This window comes from Chryseobacterium cucumeris (genome assembly GCF_001593385.1).
GTDB classification, from domain to species: domain Bacteria; phylum Bacteroidota; class Bacteroidia; order Flavobacteriales; family Weeksellaceae; genus Chryseobacterium; species Chryseobacterium cucumeris.
On the sequence record NZ_LUVZ01000023.1, the window covers coordinates 32,977 to 48,081 of the forward strand.

Below are 15,105 nucleotides of genomic sequence, written 5' to 3' on the forward strand. Positions count from 1 at the left end.
CATGAAAAAAACTATTAAGGTTGTCTCTGTTCTGGATACGGCCAAATCCTATGAATACGTAGATGAAAACCCTATCCGGGGCGGAGTGAAAGATGTTTATTTTTCGCCTGATAAAGACTATGTAGTCGCTTTCTACCGAAATCCGCTGGATGAAGGACAGAAAGAAAGAATCATGAGGATTGTTTCTACCTATCTGCAAAGTATACAGAATGGAAATGCTTCAGACTACTTTCTGAATGAAATATTCAGATGGCCTTATGATATTGTTGAAAGAAATAGACTAACGGGAATTGTAGTTCCTGTTTATCACGATAAATTTTATTTTGCCAAAGGCTATATTGGCTCAGATAATATCCAGGGACAGGATAAAGTGGGGAAGTGGTTTACCGCTCCCATGTTCAGGAATCAGCAGTATCCGTTGAGACTTGATCAGTCAGAATTGGGAGATTGGCTGGGCTATTTCCAGATTGCTGTCAATATCAGCCGAGGAGTGAAAAAGCTGCATCAGATGGGACTGGCACACTCTGATTTGTCTTATAACAATATTCTGGTAGATCCCGTTACAAAATCTGCCTGTATTATCGATATTGACGGTCTTGTGGTTCCCAAACTCTTTCCACCGGAAGTCATAGGAACCGCCGATTTTATTGCACCCGAAGTTCTGAAAACCCAACATTTAAAACTTCAGGATCCGAATAGGCATTTACCCAATCAAAAAACAGATCTGCATGCACTTGCCGTTCTGATTTATATGTATCTTTTGAGAAGACATCCGCTGCGTGGAGGAAAAATCTGGGATCTGGATTCCGAAAAGGACGAAATTTTATCCATGGGAGAAAAAGCCATGTTTATAGAACATCCGGAAAATAATTCCAACCATGTGAAGTCCGATCATCTCAGAAAGTGGGATGCATTCTGGGGAGATCCTCAAAAGATTCCGTACACCGTTACAGGTCCATATATTTCAGAATTGTTCAGAAAAACATTCATTGACGGTTTGCATGATCCTATCAGACGTCCCACGGCCAATGAATGGGAAGCCGCATTATTGAAAACCGTAGATTTGATCCAGCCTTGCCAGAATTCCGGCTGTACAGAAAAATGGTATGTCTTTGATAATAGCAGCAATCCAAAATGTCCGTTCTGCGGAACACCTCATCAGGGAACATTACCCGTTTTAGACTTATATTTTAAATTTGATGATGAGGTATGGAAACCGGAAAATCACAGGCTCATGGTTTATCATAATCAGTATCTTTTCAAATGGCATGTTTCCAGGAAAGTGATACGTAACGAAAATCTGACGATGCAGGATAAAATGCCGGTAGGATATTTTACGTTCCACCAGGGAAGATGGGTATTGGTCAACCAAAGCTTATCAGGAATGAAGGATGTCACAGAACAGAAAGAAATTCCACCAGGCTCTATGGTAGAACTCATTGATGGTAAAAAAATACTGCTTTCCTCAGAAGAAGGCGGAAGATTGATCTATGTAACGATGGCAAACCAGTAAAGACTAACGGATAATCAAGGCTTGTTTCCGGAGTGTCATTCTGAATGGAATGAAATGTAATGAAGAATCTCACAGATGATTGTGGCCATTTGTGCTCATTTATTTGTGAGATTTGTGTTTAAATCATTTAAATCAAAGGAAACATTCAACGGCTATAGCAAAACTTTAAAAAAAACATTTACTGTCTTTCCGTTTCCATAAAATAAGAATACTGATCCTCGTCCACAATTCTAAATCCAAGACTTTGATAAAGATACTGTGCTTTATTGGTTTTTAAAACACTTAATGAAACCGTTTTTCCAGCTAATGAAGCTTCTTCTAAAATATCTGACAAGATCTTTTTTCCAAGTCCTTTGCCCTGTTGGCTTGGATCAATCTGAAGCTGTAAAACCTCGATATTGGTAAACGTTCTGTCTACTTTTAATAGTCCAATGGGCTGATCATGTAAAAAAATAATATTAGCTTTTTCAAACTGATACAAAACTCTTTGCAGGGTTGTTTCTCTGTCAGTAGAAAGTCCTGAAGTTTCATAGTGCGGATTCATGGTTTTCATTCTGAGATTGAGAAGAAAATCAATGTCAGTTTCATCAGCTTGTTTATAATGCAGGTCAGGATTCATAGTCAAAAATTAGAGTTCTTACTTTAATGCAATTTTTAGTCCCATTTCTTCTTTCATGTACAGCAAAACTTCGGCATTTCCTCTGGCGTCGTCTACCGGATTGTGCGTGTGTTCCGTTTTGCGAAGATGTTTCCATTGGGCAAAAGTATCTTTTTCCAGCCCGCAGTACAGATCAGAAAGTCTTCTGGAAGAAAAGCCAAAAGGATTTCTTCCGATAAAATGATGAAAATACCAGCAGATAAACATCCAGTCGAAACCATTATTGTCACTTATGAAAATAGGTCTGCCTTTGGAATGAGTGGTAATCCAGTCTTCAAAGGCCAGCATTACTTTCTCAGGATCATCAAAATTCATTGTTTCTTCCCTGCTGAATCCGGAAACTGCTAAAGCATCTGGGTTGAACTTCTCAGAAACAGGCTTTAATTTTCCATAAAAAGTAGTGTCCAGTTCTTCATTTACGAGTACCGCTCCGAAACAGACCATTGAAAAATCTCCGGGAATCGGACCGTCCGACTCTATGTCAACCATAATGTAGCTCATTGGAAATAGTTTTTAACTGGACGAAGATATTGAAATAAGCTGAGAGATGGAAGATGGAAGCGGAAGGAAAGGAAGCTGGAAGTTATTTTTGTTTATAAAGAACTCTTTTCTCTTTTAATTCATATTTTCAAGAATATCTCAATTAAAAAACTCAGAAGTTCATGGCCTAACAAAACTTTCAGCCTCCAGCTCACATCCTCCATCCTTACAATAGCTCAAAAAAGCCCCTTTTTCCGATTTTTATTTTCGTCTGAGGGATCAGTTCCATTTCTTCATTTGCGTCCTTTATTCTAAGGGTATTGATCTGAACTCCTCCATTCTCTATTAATCTCCTGATTGCCGATTTGCTGAGGTCATTTTTAAGTTGATGACACAGTTCAACGAGAGAGATTCTGTTCCCCGTACTTTTCAGTGAATCAATAGCCACAGGTTCATACACTTTCTCTTCAAAATTTTTATTCTGAAATTGGTTGATAAAAAACTGTTCTGCATTTTCTGCTGAAGCAGGATCGTGGTATTGACTGATAATATTTTTAGCAATCAGCTTCTTGATATTCATTGGATTTTCCCCTTCTTGTATGCTGGAAAGAACCATCGTTTTTTCTTCCATAGAAAAATCTGTAGTCAGGTTGATAAATTCTTCAATCAAAGCATCCGGAATAGACATGGTTTTTCCAAACATTTCATTAGGTTCGTCCGTCAATCCGATAATATTGTTCAGGGATTTGCTCATTTTTTCCTTTCCGTCAAGCCCTCTCAGCAATGGCATACACATGACAATCTGAGCAGTCATTTGATGTACTTCCTGGAGCTGCCTTCCCATGGTACAGTTGAAGAGCTGATCCGTGCCACCCATTTCAATATCACACTCTATTTTTACAGAATCAAAACCCTGAAGAATCGGGTAAACCAGTTCATGCATGGCAATAGGTGTATTTTCTGTGAATCTTTTATTGAAATCATTGCGGTGCATCAATTGAGCCACGGTCACTTTTGAAAGCAGTTGGATGACTTCAGAAAAATCAAGAGCATCCAGCCAGTCAGAATTGAAAACAATCTTTGTCTTCTGTACATCAATGACCTTGGAAAGCTGATTGATATAAGTCTGGGCATTATGCTGCACATCTTCAGCACTTAAAGGTTTTCTGGCTTTATTTTTTCCGGTGGGATCGCCAATTCTTGCCGTAAAGCTTCCAACGACAATAATGATATGATGGCCCAGATCCTGAAACTGTTTCAGTTTTTTTAAGACTACAGCATGTCCCAGATGCAGATCCGGAGCGGTGGGATCAAATCCCAGTTTGATGGAAAGTTTTCTGTTTTCCTTTTCGGCTTGAGCCAGTTTTTCTTCCAAACCGTTTTCAGGCAGGATGATAGCCACATTTTCTTGTAATGGATGAATCATGTTTGAATAGTTTTAAAATGAAAAAAGCCCGGACAGGCACTGTCCGGGCTTCTATATAAACGTTAGATTATTTTATTGGATTACAGATATAGAAAGTCTTCCCGAACGATAGCCCGGTGTATAATATTCACTGAAGAATGGAAGACGTAATATACTGTTCAGATGTTTCATTATAAGGTAAATATACAGGAATTTCCTGAAGATCCAATATTTAAACCATTAAGACGCATTGTAGGGTTATAACAAGATTTGTTTTAAAAGAAAAACTTAACCATCCATCAATCTTAATGGCTTAAAATAATGGTTCAAAACAATTTTACTTGCGATTTTTGAAGCTAATTTCATGCCATAAATCCCTTAAAAATAAAATACAAGATAAAGATGTAAAAACTGTATTTTATTATTTTCTTTGTTACCTGATAAGAAGTCTGTAAAATAGGGCTTATTCTCTGTTTTTCTATCGTTGTTTTCATGAAAAAAATTAATAGTTAAGAACATTTTTATAGTATAAATTTTTAATCTGACCTTTCCAGATTTCCAGATTTTCAGGAGAAGCTTTATCTGCTTTATCAAAAAAGAAATGTCTGATAATTTCAAGCCCGGAATAGATAAAAATACCATTGTCAGATGTTAAAGTAAGGGCATTATCCATGCCTGTTTTTTCATATTCTTCATGAGATTTTCCATGGGTATTGATGATAACGGTTTTTTTGCCTTTCAGAAGACCTTTCTGTATGCCCTGGTCATATCGGTAAGCAAAACCATAACTGAACACACGGTCTATATATCCTTTCATCATTGCGGGAAGACCGGTCCACCAGATAGGATAAATAAAAGTAATTTGTTCTGCCCACGAAATATGATCCTGTTCGGTTTTTACATCATCTGATAGTTTTCCTATCCTTTGTCCCTGTATATCATTCAAAGAAAGAACAGGATTGAAACCGATGTCGTAAAGATCTCTCACAATAATTTCCTCGTTGTGATATTGAAGGGTTTCAATAACAGTGTTTAGAAGATGATGATTTAAGCTGTTTTCATTAGGATGCGCGTAAATGATTAAATGTCTCATTGTTTTGATTGTTAAGATTAATGAGACAAAATTAGCGGAGTGCTCTTTTTAAAAATTGTAAGAAAACGAAACGGACTATTTAGATTTTGGATTACAGATTTCCTGTTGGAATTTTAAATACTGAGCCGGAGAAATGTTGATAAAATGCTTGAAATCATGGATGAGCTGGCTTTGATCATAGTAACCGCATTCATCAATAATGGTAAACGATTTGACCTGATTTTGTTTTTCAGTCTCTTTTTCGATGAGTTGTATTGCTTTTAAAAAACGGTTGTAGCGGGCAAGCTCTTTTAAAGAATAGCCAAACTGTTCTTTTTGTTTCCGTTGGATATTTCTTTCCGTCTGATGGGTTTGCTCTGCAATGACTTTTATGGGATTTAAAAGATCGTTTTCAAAACTGCTCAAAAGCTGGCTGGTGATATCCCGATCCTGGAGATAAGGCTTACAGAATTCAAGAATATGATTCACCTGTTGGGTGACTGAATCTAATCTGGTAAGCTGATGCCAAAGGTCTGTAAAGCAGTTTTCTTCCAGCAATTCATCAGGATGTCTTACCGATTGTTCAATGGATATTTTTCCGAAGAATCTGAAAAAAGCATCATCTTTAAAATTAACAACCAAAATAGAGCAGCCAGCGGGAAGTGTATATTCAAAGGCTTGTCTTACAGGCCCGAAAACCATACATTTATCAACACTTATGATGGTCTTTTTCCGGGTGGACATCGTGGCATTTTCTCCAAAACAAAATAACAAAATCGTCTGATAAGTGGGTAAAAGCGTTTTGGTAATGGAGGATTCAGAAGTATTTGCAGCAAAGTAAAAATGAGTAAATATTTTTTCAAATTCCTTTGGAACTGAAATTCTATACTCGTTATATTCTGAACGTAATTCCATAATCCTGAAAGTTAAGAGATGAGATTTTTTACCATTTTATAGTTGGTCATAGCAATTCCTTTTACATGAACAGTCTGTTCCTGAACCACATGAAAACCTCTTTTTTTAAAAAAAGGTCTGGCCGTTTTACTGACATCAGCTGTAATTTTTTTTTCATTATTCAGCAAAGCTTCCTTTTCAATGTGACGATAAAGCAGGGTTGCAATTCCTCTATGCTGACAATCTTTGTGTACAAAGAGCAGATCAATATAATTTCCCTGGTCGAGCGTACAGAAACCTGCTATTTTAGTCTCTGTAACAGCTACAACAACGTATTGATCTTTGATTACCTTCATCCATCTTTCTTCATTCTCGGCACCGGATTTCCAGGCTTCGAGCTGTTGTAGATTATAGTCTTTTTTGCACACCTCATCTATTGTTGCCGTAAACAGCTGCAACATTGCCGGGAGATCATCGTAAACTCCTTTTCTAAGGATGATGTGATTATCTGATGTATTGCTGTTCATAAAGTTTTTGCTGTTCTTTATTGAGAAGTGGGTAGAAAAGATTCATCTGCAGAAGGGTATAATGCTGAATAGCCTCATTCGGATTAAGTTTCAAAATAAGTCTGTTATGGGTAAGCCAGTTGTCGGCAATGATGAAAATCTGCTCAACAAGACCATCTATAATAAAATGAGGTACATCTTTCAAAAATATATTGTTCTTCTGAAGATCTGAAAAGATCAGTTGAAATTCCTCTTTTCTGCTGAAATTAATCCCTTCATAATTGGCTTTGATGTCAGGATTACGATTCAGAATATCTATAAAATTGATAAATATAAAGCGGTAAGAATAAAAAATTTCACAGGTAGAATAGGTAAACTGATAAAGATCTTCCAGACTTTTATTTTCCTTTTTTTTCATCTGGTTCAGTAGCTCATCCATTTCCAGGGTAAGCTCTGAGAATAGGATTGTAATGATGTCTTCAGAATGTTTGAAATGGTAGTGCAGATTTCCTGCACTGATGTGAAGTTCGGCAGCAATATGCCTTGTGGTAATATTGTTGTACCCTTTCTCATTAAATAATTCCAGTGCTTTAGACAGAATTTTATCCTTGGTCTTCATAACCCAAAGATAAGAATATCAGAGTGGATATAAATCATATTTTTAAAATTAGAACAATTGTTCTAATTTGATATCTTTGCAGTATCAAATCTTATGACAATGGAAGGTAAATCAAAATTCAATGATGAGTTGGCAGAAAGTACTGATCAAGAAACCCAAACAGATCCCGGGGAAGTTATATCAAAAATACTGCAGGTTATTCTTGGAGTAATAATGGCTGTTTTGCATATGTGATGAATAAACGAATTTCCTTTTGGTTCCTACTGGGACTGGCAACATGGGGAATTATTATTCTGCTGAGAACAAACAGAATTGTTATTCCCGTTATCAATGACCATTTTACAGATTGTATTACAATTCCCATGTATTGTTATCTGATAGAACATATCATGAATGGAATTCTCGGTTATCAATGGAAACCTGATTTGAAGTTTGTATTGACCTCAGTGCTGTATCTCTCTTTTTTGTTTGAAGTGATCTGTCCCAAACTATCAACTCATTTTACCGGAGATTTTTTTGATGTGCTGGCTTATGTTGCAGGAGGAGTAGGGTACTATCTTTTTGCAGTAAAGCAGATACATAAAAAAACCAGCAGTTCTGCATCGTAAAAGGAGACTGCCGGCTGTGTTATAGTTTTTATCCTGGTTCAATAATTATTTTTACTGCATTTGGAGTAGCAGTTTTCTTTCGGTTATGTATAAAAGACAATTATTGAATGCAAGATGTTACATGGATAGGTGACTATTTTTTAAACTTGTAATTATTGAAATTTTCTTTTGGTATTTTTGTATAGGATTAAAAATATTCACTTCAATGCACGACAAGCTTTTACAATATATGTGTTCTGGTCATGATTTTACCCTGGAAGAAACCGAAGCAGTCAGGAAATATTTTGAGCCTGTAACATTTTCAAAAAATACAATAATAGAAGAGGCCGGGAAAATCCCCGAATATCTTTACTATATCATTGAAGGTTATATTAGGCTTTTTTATATGGATGAGAATGGAAATGAAGTGACTACGCATATCAATTGTCCACCGGGATTTTTTACATCTTATTCAGATTTTACCAACCAGACCCTTTCTGAAAATACTATAGAATCCATCACTAATTCTGAGCTTTTAAGAATTTCCAAAGAAAACCTGGACCAGCTGATCAGCCAAAGCCAGGCTATGAAAGATTTCAGTATTTCGGTTTTTCAGCAGTCGATTACCTATAACGAAAAACGTTCCAGAGAATTATCTGTTTTGAATGCTGAACAACGATATTTGAAACTGATGAATGATTATCCCGAAATTATTCAGAATGTTCCTATTCAGTATATCGCCTCATTTTTAGGAATGAAACCGGAAAGTCTAAGCAGAATCCGGAGAAAAATAATTAACTAACAAAAGTCAAGTGGTTCCGGTTTCTGGAAAATGAACTTTGCAAGATTAAAATTTATGCAATGACAAAAAATAATCTAAGCCTTGTTTCAGGAGCCAATGGACATCTGGGAAATAATTTAGTCAGATTCTTACTAAAACAAGGGCTTCCGGTACGGGCAGCTGTAAGAAATACAGAGAACAGAAAACCTTTTGAAGGATTGGATTGTGAGCTGGTGCAAGCCGATATTACTGATAAGACCTCTTTTTTAAAAGCACTTCAGGGAGTAGAAACATTTTACGCGGTAGGGGCTTCTTTTAAATTATGGGCTAAAGATCCTAAAAAAGAAATCTATGACGTGAATATCAAAGGTACCCGAAATACCATCGAAGCAGCGGCAGAAGCAGGTGTAAAAAAAATAGTGTACGTAAGTTCTATTGCAGCACTTAATTATACCCACTTGCCTACAAAAGAAAGTAAAGGTTATAATCCAGATCGTAGAGATATGTACTATAATTCTAAGAATGACGGGGAGAAGTTGGCTTTTGAGCTGGCTTCAAAACTGGGAATAGAACTGGTTTCAGTGATGCCTTCTGCGATGATTGGAAGTAAGGCATTTTTACCATTAAATGTTTCCTACGGAGTTCTCAAATTAATTTTGAATAGAAAAATTCCGGTAGATACTAAAATTACCCTGAACTGGATTGATGTAAAAGATGTTGCGGAAGGATGCTATCTGGCAGCTGAAAAAGGACGCTCCGGTGAACGTTATATTCTTGCCAATGAAAAATGCATGACAATCACGGATACCACCATTCTTGCCAATACCCTTTATCCGGAGCTGAAACTGAGTATTCCACGTGCCGTTCCCAAAGGGATCCTGTTTACGATTGCTGGTATCATGGAATTGACCGCAAAGCTGAGCAGAAAGCCACCGGTACTTACCCGAAAAGATATTGCAATGTTTTCAGGACTACAGCAGGATTTTGATATTTCCAAAGCCAGAAATGAACTGGGATTCAATCCCAAAAGCCCTGAACAGGCTGTGAGGGAAGCATTAGATTACCTTATGAAAAACCCTGAAATGTTGATAGAGGCGTGAAAAGCCTCTTTTTTTATTGATTTTCCAGTTTAATAATAGAACCTTTGTAAAACTTGGTCAGATCATAGAGATCATTAAAATAGTGCTGAAGATCCGGAATGATGTTGGGATCAAAATCTTTCACCCCGCATTGGTCTTCTGCCAGAAGGTATAAAGACTGGTTATCCGGTTTCAGATATTCACAAAGGATATTATCAGGATGCTGTTTTCTGTTGATCATTTCTGTCAGAAAAATTCCGTAGATCAGAAACTGATTGAAATTTTTAGAATCCACAATATAATTCATGTCCTGTTTCAGCAGTTTTTCATAGTCCGAAAGAATCTGAAGAAAATTCTCAGCATGAACATTTGTTGGAATTTCATAAAAAAGATCTATACCATTGATGAAAAGCTGTGTTTTGGTCTCCTCATGATCTGAAGAATAGACTTTATGAAACCATTGAAAAATAAGCAGAAGTTCTTCCTGTGTAAGTTCTTCTACAGAATCCTTGATTTTTTCTTTAATGGTTTCAAGGGTGTTTTTCGCTTCAGGCTGAAGAAATTTCAGAATATTTTCTTCTTCACGGCTCAACTTATTGTACAAATTAATTTTGGCAATAGTTGGATTGGTCTTGATGAAATAAAGTTCTTCCGCCATAGTTCTTTACCCAGTTGGATTTCAAATGGTTGTTTAAATATACAAAATATGCAGTAATTCTGTTAAAAAAATAATATGCAATAAATGGTATGGCTATTTTACGGTTTCATGCAGTGCGATTCTGTTTCCTTCCGGGTCTTCAAACTCTGCTACAGCAAACCCATATTTTTCGTCAATTCTTTTAGGATAAAGAACTGAACCACCATGGTGAACGGCTTGTTCCAATGTTCTGTCAATATTTTCTGTTTTAAAATAGATAATGACTCCGTTTTTAGAAGGTTTGTAGACATCTCCTTTGGCTAAAGCTCCCGTAATACCACCGTTTTTTTCTTCAAAAGGAAAGAAAGCCATTTCATAGCTGTCTATAATTTCTTTTTCAAAACTAAAGTTGAAAACTTCAGAATAAAACTTTTCAGCACGTTCAAGATCATTCACAGGAATTTCAAAGTAGACAACAGGATTGGTAGGTTTCATATTTTTTACAGGATTGGTTTTCTGCGGCTGACTGCAAGATACGCCTATTAGCAATAAAAAGGTCAAAAAAAGGACAGCAGTTTCATGATTTCATAGTTTAAACAGAGCGGATGATTTACTGGATCTAAAATAAAGTTTTTTATCTTAATTTTAAAAATAGATAGACTTCTCTATTTTTTGTCTACATTTGTAAAAATTTTCATGATGAAAAAGGAAAAAGTACGCGAAAGAATTATCAGGGTTGCTTCGGATTTATTTTATAAACAGGGGTATAATTCTACGGGAATCAATCAGATTATTGCTGAGGCTGATATTGCGATTGGCTCTTTGTACAATCATTTTTCATCTAAAAATGATCTTCTTCAGGCTTATCTTATCAAAGAAGAATTGGATTGGTTCGAAGGATTTGAAAACAGCACATCCAAAATTTCAGACCCGAAAGAAAAGATTCTTGCACTTATTGATTACAGAAAAAAGCTACAGCAGACTTCAAAATTTGCAGGATGTCATTTCATTAAAATTGTTTCTGAAATAGGAGAAGGCAATCCTTCCGTTTCAGCTTTTGCCAAACAGCATAAAGAAAAGCAAAAAGATTTGATCAAAACCCTTGTCAATGAATGTGCAGCAAAAGGTCAAATAGCTGATCCTGATTTAATAGCCGAAAGTATTTTCCTTTTAATAGAAGGAGCGGTTGTCACCTCTACCATCAACAGACAAAATGATTCTTTTGCTAAGGTAAAAAAAATGACACAGGGTTTATTATCTTGATTTTTTTTGATTATTTAAAAATAGATATATCTATATAAAAATGAAGAGTAAGTATTTGAAATTATTGGTGATATTGTTTGGTCAGTTGTTGACAATTATGGATATTTTTATCATTAATGTGTCCATGCCTTCTATACAGCGTGATTTTTATGCCTCTAACGGGGAAATGCAGTTTATGATTGCTGCCTATCTTATTGGTTTTGCCTCTTTACTCATTACAGGTGGACGATTGGGTGATTTGTATGGAAGAAAAAAGATGTACGTGATTGGGTTATCAGCTTTTATGATAAGCTCTGTTGCATGTGGGTTTTCTGCAGGAGCTTACCAGTTGGTCATCGCAAGATTTGTACAGGGAATAAGTGCAGCTATAATGGCTCCTCAGGTACTTTCGATGATACAAATTCTGTTTCCTGATCATAAGGAACGTACCCAAGCGATGGGTTGGTATGGAATTACCATCGGAATAGGAACTGTCCTGGGTCAGTTTCTCGGAGGCTATTTTTCGTCTCTGATGATCATAGAAGAACCCTGGAGACTCATTTTTCTGATGAATATTCCCATATGTTTACCAGCTATTTTCTTTAGCTTAAGATTATTAGACGAATCAAGAATGGATGTGGAACAGTCTTTTGATTGGAGCGGAGTTTTAATTCTTTCTGCAGGATTGTTCTGTGCTACTTATGCTTTAACCCTCTCTGAACACGAAGGGTTTGATTTTAAAAATATTTCATTAATGATTATTTCTGTCGGAATTTTATTCACATTTATTAAAAATCAAAAGAAAAGAATCCAGAATGCACAAGCTTATCTGATTGATTTTGAGTTGTTCCGTTATAAAAATTTCAATCTCGGAATTATAGCGGTTTCCTTCTTTTTTATCATGCTGGACTCCTATTTCTATATTCTATCCTTGTTTTTTCAGGATGGTCTAAAGATCAGTCCATTAAAAGCAGGTGAGATTATTGTTTTTCAGGGATTGGGTTTTATTCTGGCTTCCGTTTTTTCAGTAAAACTGATTTTAAGATATGGAAAAAAAGCCCTGATGGCAGGACTTGGCTTTATTATTATTATCCTTGTGCTCCAATTGTTTTTGTTCAGGACACAGATCAGTTTTCCGGTTTTTTGTCTGCTGTTGTTTTTACATGGCTTGGGAATAGGATCTATCATTCCTTCCCTGGCAAACATAGCGATGTCGGGAATATCTGAAAAGCTGATCGGGAATGCGTCAGGTGTTTATAATACCATTCAGCAGATTGCAGCTATTGTGGGAATTGTTGCTGTAGGAAGTCTCTTCTACTATTTTCTTGGAGAAAAGCCTGATGTAAAATATTATTACAATGCCTTCTCTGTTGCTTTGCGGATTAATATTTTATGTCTGATCTTTGTAATGATCTGTATATATATAGTTCCGGATCATGTTCTTCCTGAGATGAGGAGCAGCCAATAAAACAGATCTTGTTTTTAAGGTTGTTTTGATGAGGTTTTCATTTCATGTAAAGCTGCTTTTGCCATATTTTTGGTCACTTCGGTAGGAGAGTGGCAGTCGCAGTTGCTGAGCCCAATCACATAAACATCTTCAGCAGGAATGTAAACTCCCATACTTTTAAATCCGAAGACACTTCCTCCATGCTCACGGTCAGGAATTCCATTGATGTCTTTCAAATGCCAGCCGTAGCCATAAGTAAATTCTTCACCATTATTCAGTTTATATTTCTGAAAAGCCTTTTGAGTTTCTTTTAAATCCAATATTAAATTTTGGTTTAGGGCCTGCTGCCATTTCAGCATATCATCTGCTGTAGACATTAGTGATCCGGAAGAGAATGGAACGCTGAAACTGATGACTGTCTTATTTACAAATCCCTGCTCTTTTTTGTGATATCCGTAAGCTCTTTGAGGAATAACTTTTCTGTCAGAAGCATAATAAGAGTGGTTCATTCCTGCTTTATCGAAGATATTTTTCTTAATAAAATCTTCATAAGAAGTTCCGGAGACAAGCTCAATGATATATCCCAAAACCACATAGCCGGAATTGTTGTAATCAAATTTTTCTCCAGGTGCGAAATCGACAGGTTCATTTTTGAAAAAATTCACCATTTCTTCAGGTTTCATTTCTTTTTGGGCAATGGAAGAAATAGACTTCATTTTGGTAAAATCTTTAATTCCTGAAGTATGCGTCAGAAGTTGATGAATAGTGATCTTATCTCCGTTAGGATAATCTTTGATGTATTGGGAAATGGGATCGTTGACATTCAGTTTTCTCTGTTGCTCAAGCAGCAGAATAGCTACGGCTGTAAACTGTTTGGTCATTGAACCAATTTGGAAAACATTCTCAGGGGTCATATTGACGTTAAGTTCAAGATTGGCTTTCCCAAATGCTTTCCTATACAGATTTTTTCCGTTCTGACTAATGAGGAAAACGCCACCAGGCTCATTTTTATTCCCGAATTCAGTCTGGATAATGCTGTCAATCTTCTTTTCATATCTTTTTGATAGTGTCTGAGCATCGGTTGTATTGCTTAAAAATGGAAGTAGAATAAGTGGGGTTATGAGTTTTTTAATAATCATATCTCTGTATTTTGTTATACAAAGATATATATTATTTTAATTACTATGTTATACAATATAGCAAAGTATATTGTATTTTTAAAAACAATAAAGTTGATTTTCTGAAAATTATTTCAATACGGAGATGAGAAACATCATAGGTCTGCGGAGTTCTTCTTTCATCTCCGGAATTTCTTTCAACATTTCCTGACCTGGCTCCGGCTCGATAACTTCTTTGAGGGTGAAGCCGTGTTTTAATAATGTATTTAAATAAGAAGTTAAAGTGCGGTGGTATTTAATGACATTTTCACCCAGAAAAGTTGTATTCCTTTTTCCTTCTATAAAATAACGGTCTACCGGCCAGCAGATTTTTTCACCATTTTTATCATATATCCAGTCCTGACCACCTTCTGCAGTGAATACAGGATGTTCTACTGAAAATACAAAAGATCCGCCGGGTGTGAGCCATTTATAAATATTTTGAGCAATACTATCGAAGGATTCTACATAATGTAAGGTGAGAGAACTGAGTATGATATCAAATTTTTCAGCAGGATAATCCACTTCTTCCAGAGCTATTCTTTCATATTGAATTCCAGGCAGACTATTGATTTCCACAGCTTTTGCCAGCATTCTTTCTGAAAGATCAATTCCGGTAACCGTTTTGGCTCCGTTTTCTATAGCGAAACGACAATGCCATCCGAAACCACATCCTAAATCCAGAATGTTTTTTCCATGAAAATCCGGCAGCATATTTTTGAGAGTATGCCATTCTCCAGCTCCTTCCAATCCAATCTGAGAACGGAGCATTTTTTCATACTGGTCAAAAAATGATGGATGGTCGTATTTATTTTCTTTCATAGCTTTCCAAAAAATGTGGTTCTTTAATTAAAATCATTTTGATTTTTTCTGAATGATCCTCTATCCTTGTCAAGGTTCTAACCCTTGACTTATCACAAGGATTAAAGAAGTTTGTAGTTTTTTACTATCAATCCTTCAGAGTTTGAAATGTAAATTTACAACAATATCAGATTTCAGAGATTTCTGATCCCAGAAAAATAAAAGCT

General features: G+C 36.1%; 18 protein-coding genes. 7 read left to right on the forward strand and 11 right to left on the reverse strand.

Annotated elements, in window-relative coordinates; all coding sequences use genetic code 11:
• The first annotated feature begins 1 nt into the window (after position 1).
• Entirely contained in the window at positions 2-1,513 is a 1,512-nt protein-coding gene (locus A1704_RS12555; protein ID WP_062673868.1) for a helix-hairpin-helix domain-containing protein, read from the forward strand.
• A gap of 178 nt (positions 1,514-1,691) precedes the next feature.
• Here A1704_RS12555 and A1704_RS12560 read toward each other — a convergent pair whose 3' ends face one another.
• The 7 genes from A1704_RS12560 to A1704_RS12590 form a co-directional block, all read right to left on the reverse strand.
• A complete protein-coding gene (locus A1704_RS12560; RefSeq protein WP_062673870.1) occupies positions 1,692-2,132 on the reverse strand; it encodes a GNAT family N-acetyltransferase in 441 nt (146 codons plus the stop codon).
• Positions 2,133-2,150: 18 nt separating this feature from the next.
• Positions 2,151-2,672 (reverse strand): 3'-5' exonuclease, encoded by a 522-nt coding sequence (locus tag A1704_RS12565; RefSeq protein ID WP_062673872.1) that lies wholly within the window; start codon positions 2,670-2,672, stop codon positions 2,151-2,153.
• Between the two features lie 205 nt (positions 2,673-2,877).
• Positions 2,878-4,077, reverse strand: a complete 1,200-nt coding sequence (gene tyrS / locus A1704_RS12570) for a tyrosine--tRNA ligase (RefSeq protein WP_062673874.1) — start codon at positions 4,075-4,077, stop codon at positions 2,878-2,880.
• Positions 4,078-4,558: 481 nt separating this feature from the next.
• Complete coding sequence (locus A1704_RS12575; RefSeq protein ID WP_062673876.1) at positions 4,559-5,149, reverse strand: NAD(P)H-dependent oxidoreductase; 591 nt, start codon at positions 5,147-5,149, stop codon at positions 4,559-4,561.
• A 75-nt stretch (positions 5,150-5,224) separates the two neighbouring features.
• Entirely contained in the window at positions 5,225-6,043 is an 819-nt protein-coding gene (locus tag A1704_RS12580) for an AraC family transcriptional regulator (RefSeq protein WP_062673878.1), read from the reverse strand.
• Positions 6,044-6,054: 11 nt separating this feature from the next.
• Positions 6,055-6,549, reverse strand: a complete 495-nt coding sequence (locus tag A1704_RS12585) for a GNAT family N-acetyltransferase (protein ID WP_062673880.1) — start codon at positions 6,547-6,549, stop codon at positions 6,055-6,057.
• On the reverse strand, positions 6,527-7,147 hold the full coding sequence (locus A1704_RS12590; RefSeq protein ID WP_062673882.1) for a TetR/AcrR family transcriptional regulator: 621 nt from the start codon (positions 7,145-7,147) through the stop codon (positions 6,527-6,529). Before A1704_RS12590 ends, A1704_RS12585 begins: the two co-directional genes overlap by 23 nt.
• 99 nt (positions 7,148-7,246) lie before the next feature.
• Between A1704_RS12590 and A1704_RS25005 the strand changes: the two genes are divergently transcribed.
• The 4 genes from A1704_RS25005 (at position 7,247) to A1704_RS12605 (ending at position 9,615) form a co-directional block, all read left to right on the forward strand.
• Complete coding sequence (locus A1704_RS25005; RefSeq protein WP_262486814.1) at positions 7,247-7,381, forward strand: hypothetical protein; 135 nt, start codon at positions 7,247-7,249, stop codon at positions 7,379-7,381.
• Positions 7,381-7,755 (forward strand): hypothetical protein, encoded by a 375-nt coding sequence (locus tag A1704_RS12595; protein ID WP_062673884.1) that lies wholly within the window; start codon positions 7,381-7,383, stop codon positions 7,753-7,755. Before A1704_RS25005 ends, A1704_RS12595 begins: the two co-directional genes overlap by 1 nt.
• A gap of 205 nt (positions 7,756-7,960) precedes the next feature.
• On the forward strand, positions 7,961-8,536 hold the full coding sequence (locus tag A1704_RS12600; RefSeq protein ID WP_062673885.1) for a Crp/Fnr family transcriptional regulator: 576 nt from the start codon (positions 7,961-7,963) through the stop codon (positions 8,534-8,536).
• Positions 8,537-8,595: 59 nt separating this feature from the next.
• Positions 8,596-9,615: an NAD-dependent epimerase/dehydratase family protein gene (locus A1704_RS12605; RefSeq protein ID WP_062673886.1), complete on the forward strand. Its 1,020-nt coding sequence runs from the start codon at positions 8,596-8,598 to the stop codon at positions 9,613-9,615.
• A 13-nt stretch (positions 9,616-9,628) separates the two neighbouring features.
• Here the strand turns inward: A1704_RS12605 and A1704_RS12610 are convergent, their stop codons facing one another.
• The gene (locus A1704_RS12610; RefSeq protein ID WP_062673888.1) at positions 9,629-10,252 is read right to left on the reverse strand and encodes a hypothetical protein; all 624 of its coding nucleotides are present in this window, start codon (positions 10,250-10,252) and stop codon (positions 9,629-9,631) included.
• A gap of 93 nt (positions 10,253-10,345) precedes the next feature.
• Entirely contained in the window at positions 10,346-10,726 is a 381-nt protein-coding gene (locus tag A1704_RS12615) for a VOC family protein (protein ID WP_062674776.1), read from the reverse strand.
• A gap of 201 nt (positions 10,727-10,927) precedes the next feature.
• Between A1704_RS12615 and A1704_RS12620 the strand changes: the two genes are divergently transcribed.
• Complete coding sequence (locus tag A1704_RS12620) at positions 10,928-11,494, forward strand: TetR/AcrR family transcriptional regulator (RefSeq protein WP_238590613.1); 567 nt, start codon at positions 10,928-10,930, stop codon at positions 11,492-11,494.
• 40 nt (positions 11,495-11,534) lie between these two features.
• Positions 11,535-12,941 carry an MFS transporter gene (locus A1704_RS12625; protein ID WP_062673892.1) on the forward strand — a complete coding sequence of 469 codons (1,407 nt, stop codon included), beginning with the start codon at positions 11,535-11,537 and terminating at the stop codon, positions 12,939-12,941.
• 14 nt (positions 12,942-12,955) lie between these two features.
• Here the strand turns inward: A1704_RS12625 and A1704_RS12630 are convergent, their stop codons facing one another.
• Positions 12,956-14,059 (reverse strand): serine hydrolase domain-containing protein, encoded by a 1,104-nt coding sequence (locus tag A1704_RS12630; protein ID WP_062673894.1) that lies wholly within the window; start codon positions 14,057-14,059, stop codon positions 12,956-12,958.
• A 108-nt stretch (positions 14,060-14,167) separates the two neighbouring features.
• On the reverse strand, positions 14,168-14,899 hold the full coding sequence (locus A1704_RS12635) for a class I SAM-dependent methyltransferase (RefSeq protein ID WP_062673896.1): 732 nt from the start codon (positions 14,897-14,899) through the stop codon (positions 14,168-14,170).
• Between the last annotated feature and the right edge of the window lie 206 nt (positions 14,900-15,105).

Bases quoted from the DNA above. Each gene is read 5' to 3' on its own strand.
- A1704_RS12555 (WP_062673868.1), top strand. From the start codon at position 2: ATGAAAAAAACTATTAAGGTTGTCTCTGTTCTGGATACGGCCAAATCC.
- A1704_RS12560 (WP_062673870.1), bottom strand. From the start codon at position 2,132: ATGAATCCTGACCTGCATTATAAACAAGCTGATGAAACTGACATTGAT.
- A1704_RS12565 (WP_062673872.1), bottom strand. From the start codon at position 2,672: ATGAGCTACATTATGGTTGACATAGAGTCGGACGGTCCGATTCCCGGA.
- tyrS (WP_062673874.1), bottom strand. From the start codon at position 4,077: ATGATTCATCCATTACAAGAAAATGTGGCTATCATCCTGCCTGAAAAC.
- A1704_RS12575 (WP_062673876.1), bottom strand. From the start codon at position 5,149: ATGAGACATTTAATCATTTACGCGCATCCTAATGAAAACAGCTTAAAT.
- A1704_RS12580 (WP_062673878.1), bottom strand. From the start codon at position 6,043: ATGGAATTACGTTCAGAATATAACGAGTATAGAATTTCAGTTCCAAAG.
- A1704_RS12585 (WP_062673880.1), bottom strand. From the start codon at position 6,549: ATGAACAGCAATACATCAGATAATCACATCATCCTTAGAAAAGGAGTT.
- A1704_RS12590 (WP_062673882.1), bottom strand. From the start codon at position 7,147: ATGAAGACCAAGGATAAAATTCTGTCTAAAGCACTGGAATTATTTAAT.
- A1704_RS25005 (WP_262486814.1), top strand. From the start codon at position 7,247: ATGGAAGGTAAATCAAAATTCAATGATGAGTTGGCAGAAAGTACTGAT.
- A1704_RS12595 (WP_062673884.1), top strand. From the start codon at position 7,381: ATGAATAAACGAATTTCCTTTTGGTTCCTACTGGGACTGGCAACATGG.
- A1704_RS12600 (WP_062673885.1), top strand. From the start codon at position 7,961: ATGCACGACAAGCTTTTACAATATATGTGTTCTGGTCATGATTTTACC.
- A1704_RS12605 (WP_062673886.1), top strand. From the start codon at position 8,596: ATGACAAAAAATAATCTAAGCCTTGTTTCAGGAGCCAATGGACATCTG.
- A1704_RS12610 (WP_062673888.1), bottom strand. From the start codon at position 10,252: ATGGCGGAAGAACTTTATTTCATCAAGACCAATCCAACTATTGCCAAA.
- A1704_RS12615 (WP_062674776.1), bottom strand. From the start codon at position 10,726: ATGAAACCTACCAATCCTGTTGTCTACTTTGAAATTCCTGTGAATGAT.
- A1704_RS12620 (WP_238590613.1), top strand. From the start codon at position 10,928: ATGATGAAAAAGGAAAAAGTACGCGAAAGAATTATCAGGGTTGCTTCG.
- A1704_RS12625 (WP_062673892.1), top strand. From the start codon at position 11,535: ATGAAGAGTAAGTATTTGAAATTATTGGTGATATTGTTTGGTCAGTTG.
- A1704_RS12630 (WP_062673894.1), bottom strand. From the start codon at position 14,059: ATGATTATTAAAAAACTCATAACCCCACTTATTCTACTTCCATTTTTA.
- A1704_RS12635 (WP_062673896.1), bottom strand. From the start codon at position 14,899: ATGAAAGAAAATAAATACGACCATCCATCATTTTTTGACCAGTATGAA.